Source organism: Rhodococcus sp. EPR-157, from assembly GCF_001647195.1.
Classification (GTDB): Bacteria; Actinomycetota; Actinomycetes; order Mycobacteriales; family Mycobacteriaceae; genus Rhodococcoides.
In genome coordinates this window covers 1-4,130 of record NZ_LVCV01000226.1, presented here as the reverse complement: position 1 = coordinate 4,130, position 4,130 = coordinate 1, and the positions used below count along the sequence as shown (strand labels likewise).

The 4,130-nt window shown below is 65.2% G+C and carries 3 protein-coding genes and 1 pseudogene; 2 read left to right on the top strand and 2 right to left on the bottom strand.

Annotated features, from left to right (window positions below; translation table 11 throughout):
• Both A2J03_RS10255 and A2J03_RS10250 read left to right on the top strand, forming a co-directional pair.
• Nucleotides 1-496: pseudogene (locus A2J03_RS10255) on the top strand (maltose alpha-D-glucosyltransferase); the annotation flags it as partial.
• A 51-nt stretch (nt 497-547) separates the two neighbouring features.
• On the top strand, nt 548-1,099 hold the full coding sequence (locus A2J03_RS10250) for a hypothetical protein (RefSeq protein ID WP_068372995.1): 552 nt from the start codon (nt 548-550) through the stop codon (nt 1,097-1,099).
• 44 nt (nt 1,100-1,143) lie between these two features.
• On the opposite strand, the gene A2J03_RS10245 is transcribed toward A2J03_RS10250, so the two are convergent.
• Together A2J03_RS10245 and A2J03_RS10240 are read right to left on the bottom strand one after the other, a co-directional pair.
• Entirely contained in the window at nt 1,144-2,610 is a 1,467-nt protein-coding gene (locus tag A2J03_RS10245) for a dynamin family protein (protein WP_068372993.1), read from the bottom strand.
• Nucleotides 2,607-4,130, bottom strand: a 1,524-nt coding sequence (locus A2J03_RS10240; RefSeq protein WP_068372991.1) for an Isoniazid-inducible protein iniA, incomplete at its 5' end; no start/stop codon positions are given. The genes A2J03_RS10240 and A2J03_RS10245, both read right to left, overlap by 4 nt.

Here is a 4,130-nt window from a genome sequence, read left to right as displayed (position 1 = left end):
TCCGATCGACGCCGACGACGTGGCCGAACTGATTCGCGAGGGTGACACCCGCTGGCTCAACCGCGGCGCCCACGACCTGATGAACAGCTTTCCCGACGCCGTACGCTCCGAATCCGGCATACCGCGTGGTCGCAGCCTGTACGGTTCGCTTCCCGAACAGTTGAAGGACTCCAACTCGTTCGCTCGCCGACTGGCTCATATCATCGAGCTGCGCAACAGGTACGGCATCGCGACAGCGCAACAGCTCGACGTTCCTACGGTGTCCCACAAGGGATTGCTGGTTCTGGTACACGAGCTTGCACAGGGCGCGATCCAGGCGACCGTCATCAACTTCTCCTCCGACGAGGTGGCCGCGACGATTCAGTCCAAGCACCTGACGCCCGGCGCCGGGGTCTTCGACATGTTCGACGATTCCGATATCGGCGTGGTCGACGAGTTGAACAGCTTCCCGATGACTCTCGGCCCGTACCAGGGAGTGCCGGTGATCCTGCGCTGACGTTGCGCCGCGTGCCACGTCGGCACGCAGTCGCCGATAGGATCGACAGTTGTGACCGATCCCGCCAGCCATCGTCGCCCGGACCCAGTACCGCGGCCGCAGCCGGAACGACCGGAGTTCGCAGTTCGACCGCTGCGACCGAGGGACGAGCCGGCGCGCCCCCCGGTCGCCTTCCGAGTGACGCTCGCAGCGTGGGCGGCTGTGGCGCTCGTCGTTCTCGGGATCGCAGCCGTCGTTGCACTGAACTACGACGCCGTACGCGATGCGCTGGAAACGACGGTGTCGAAGGACAGCTCGGGTGCCACGGCAACCGAGGTCGCAGACACCGTCACCGTGACCGTTCTCGGCAGTGCAGCGGTCGCAGTCACGCTTCTTCTGGTGGCAGGTGTGGGGCTCTCTCTCGCGTCGGCGAGGAAGACTCTGGCCGGGATCATCCTGCTGATTGCCGGGTTGGCCACCGCGGGCGCATGCATGCTGTTCTGGACCTTCACAGCCGACGCCGGCGACCTCGCAGCGGGCGCACTGCGTTGGGGACCGCTTCTCGGTGCGGGCCTCGCGGCCATCGCGACGGTGGCGGCTGGAACGGCCCTGGCACGAAAGTAGACCCGGCACGAAGACAAGGCCCGCGCATCTACCGTCGAAAGTAGCTATGCACGCACGGGAGGCGCAGCCGCAATCCCCTCCGCGCTGCGGGCAGCCACCGCGCAAGCCCGCGAGGTGAACTGATCGAGCAGTGGATGCTCGGACAGCCGCCGCCACTTCCACGCCGCACCGATTGCCGCGTCGTAGCGCTCGGTCGGTCCCGCGTCGGGACTCAGCCCCAAGCGCGTCGACGAGTCGATTCCGAATCCGCCGATCAGTCTGTGCAGTTCGGCGAGTTCGGTCTCGGGGAGCTTCGGCTTGGTCGACCGCATCCGGCCCAGCAGTCGCAGCTCCTGAAAGCCGTGCACATCGGCGAGCATTCGCCCGGCTTCGGCACGGAACGCCGCCGATTCGGCGATCGGTCGTGCCTCGAGTGTGCGCTGGAGCGCCACCAGTGCCGAGTGCAACTTCAACTGATCGGCACGCTGGCCGAATTGAACGTCGATAACCGAGCGCAGCTCATCGAGTCCGCTACGCTCCACCAGTTCGGCTGCGAGCGTAGGAGAGTCGCGAACACCGAGCTTGATCAACGTGACGGCCATTCTGATGCCGAACAATCCGAAGCGGTCGACGATCGACGCCCGCAGCTCCGAATCGACCGGCAGCAGACCCGGTCGCGAAAAGCGGTCCGCGGACAGCATGGCCATCTGCAGGTCGTCGTCCGGCACCTGAGCCAGAACTTCGAATGCCGCGAACTCGGTTTGCCGCATCGTTTCTGCGGCCAGTGCCAGCAATCCCGCAACCGGCACCACGGCCTGACACAGCCCGGTCGCCTCCAACTCCGAGGCGAATCGAGCGGCGACATCCCTGGCCGACATCATTGCGTCCATGCGACCGCCACCGACCTCGTCGGCACGCGATACGACGCCGACGACACCGAGCGGGCCTGATTCCCCGCCCACATGCGACCCGATCTGGCTCAGAAACGACACGTCCGTCGCGTTCAGCGTGCGCAGCAGATACACGACTGCGTCGGCGCCGGAGGAAGCGTTCTCCGGCGTCAGCATCGACAGAGTGCGCGCGGACACATCACGTGAGAGCGACGAGGTTCCCGGGGTGTCGATGATCGTCGTCTGGGTCAATGTCCGTGCCGGCCATTCGACGTCGAGGCGATCCACCTGCGCTGCCGTCAGCTCCCCCAGGTCGAACGTCAACCGACCGCTCCGGCGCTGGACGGGGACGTGCGCCGAACGGTTGCCGTCGTACCAGGCCGTCACGCTCGGGGTTGCGCCGCTGCGGTACCACGTCACGACTTTGGTGCACTCTGTCGCATCCGTCGGCGCAATATCCTGTCCGACAAGCGAATTGAGCAGCGTCGACTTACCCGCCTTCAACGATCCGGCCAGCGCGACGCGCAGCGGTTGATCGAGCCGGTCGAGGCATTCGGTCAGCGTCGCCGCCGCGTAGGTATCGATGGAGTACGCAGTTCGTGCGGCAGCGATCAGAGCACGGGCGTCGGCGAGCGCTGTCACTTCACCACGTCTTTCGGGCCGACGAGAGCGGCCGCCCGCTCGTTGAGTTCCGCGACGACCTTCATCTCCCGATCCAACTGCGCTGTGCGCGCGGCACGTTCGGTCGACTCGACTTTCGCAGCTTCCTGCGCAGCGCGCAGCGAATCGTTCAACGATCGCAGTGTCTGCTCGGCGATCGAGGTGAAATGATCCCGAAGAACGCGCTGAATCTGACGCAGCCGATCTTTCGACTCCTTGCCGACCTGGAAGCTGACGTCGTCGGTGAACCTGCGGATGGCCATCTTGGCCTCGGCCCGCCGCGCTCGAACCCGATTCTCCTTGTCTTCCTTGTAAGCCTTCGTGCCGAGGAGAACTCCGGCGCCGATCGAGATGGGGTTGAGCAGGCTCAGACCGACGAAGGTGGTGATCAGTCCGAACATCAGGACGCCGCCGTACGATCCTCGCATTCCGACGAGGACCTTCTGGGTGATCCCGATCTTCCCGCTCTCCAAATCTGCAAGGGAGGCAACCGGATCGAGCACATTGTCGAGGTCACCTAGATCGAGATCGGGGAGCTGAGTGGCACCTGCGGCTGCGAAATGATCTGCAACGAGCTCGGCGAGCCACAGAGCACGCTCGTGAGCCCACACGAAATTGTCGCCGACCGAGGTCGCGATCTGCTCCTCCAGCCAGTCGCCGAGTTCGAGCCAATCGGATCCGGGATCGCCCTCGTCGACGGTCTCCTCGGCCTCCCGTGTGACGCGACGAAGCCGATCACGCAGGTCGTGGTCGATGTCCGACGCCAGGTCGGCGATGCCGTCGGCGAGGGTCTGTTGCCACTGCGAGGTCTTCTTGTGCAGTTCCTCGGCCGCGGACTTGGCCCGTTGCAGACCCGCCACCGCCGCTGCGGCGCGATCGGGGTCACGCAACGCCGCCAGTTCGCTTCCCATTGCAAGAGTGAGATGCTCTGTGACGGATCGGATGTCGAGCGACACTGCGGACCGAGTCGTGGCATCGGCGCGGGACACGACCTGCTCTCGCAGAAATGTGTAGAGCTCCGGAAAGCCGGACTCGACGTTCAGTTCGTCGTCGTCGAGCCGCAGCGCGTGCGAACGGAGGAGCGAGGACAACGGAAGCATCGGAACCTCGAGGCCTTCACGCTGAAGGTGTCCACGGTTCGCCTCGACGATCTGCCGCCAGTGCGGATACAGATCGGTTTTCGTGATCAGGACTGCAACGGTAGGACAGAGGCCGAGAACCTGACGGAGAAAAGAGATTTCGGGCTCGGTGAACTCGCGACTCGCATCGGAGACGACGAGCACGGCATCTGCCGACGGAATCAGCCCGAGAGTTCCTGCTGCGTGCGGGTTTCCGTGACCACCGACGCCCGGCGTGTCCACCAGTACGAGGCCGTCGGCGAGAAGCGGACTCGGCACGTTCACTTCGAGCCGCAGCACCTCGCGTCCTTGCGCGCGAGGACTCGACGGGGTGATCGCCTGCAGCTCGTCGAGTGGAACGTCGACGCGCACGGCGTCGGTGCC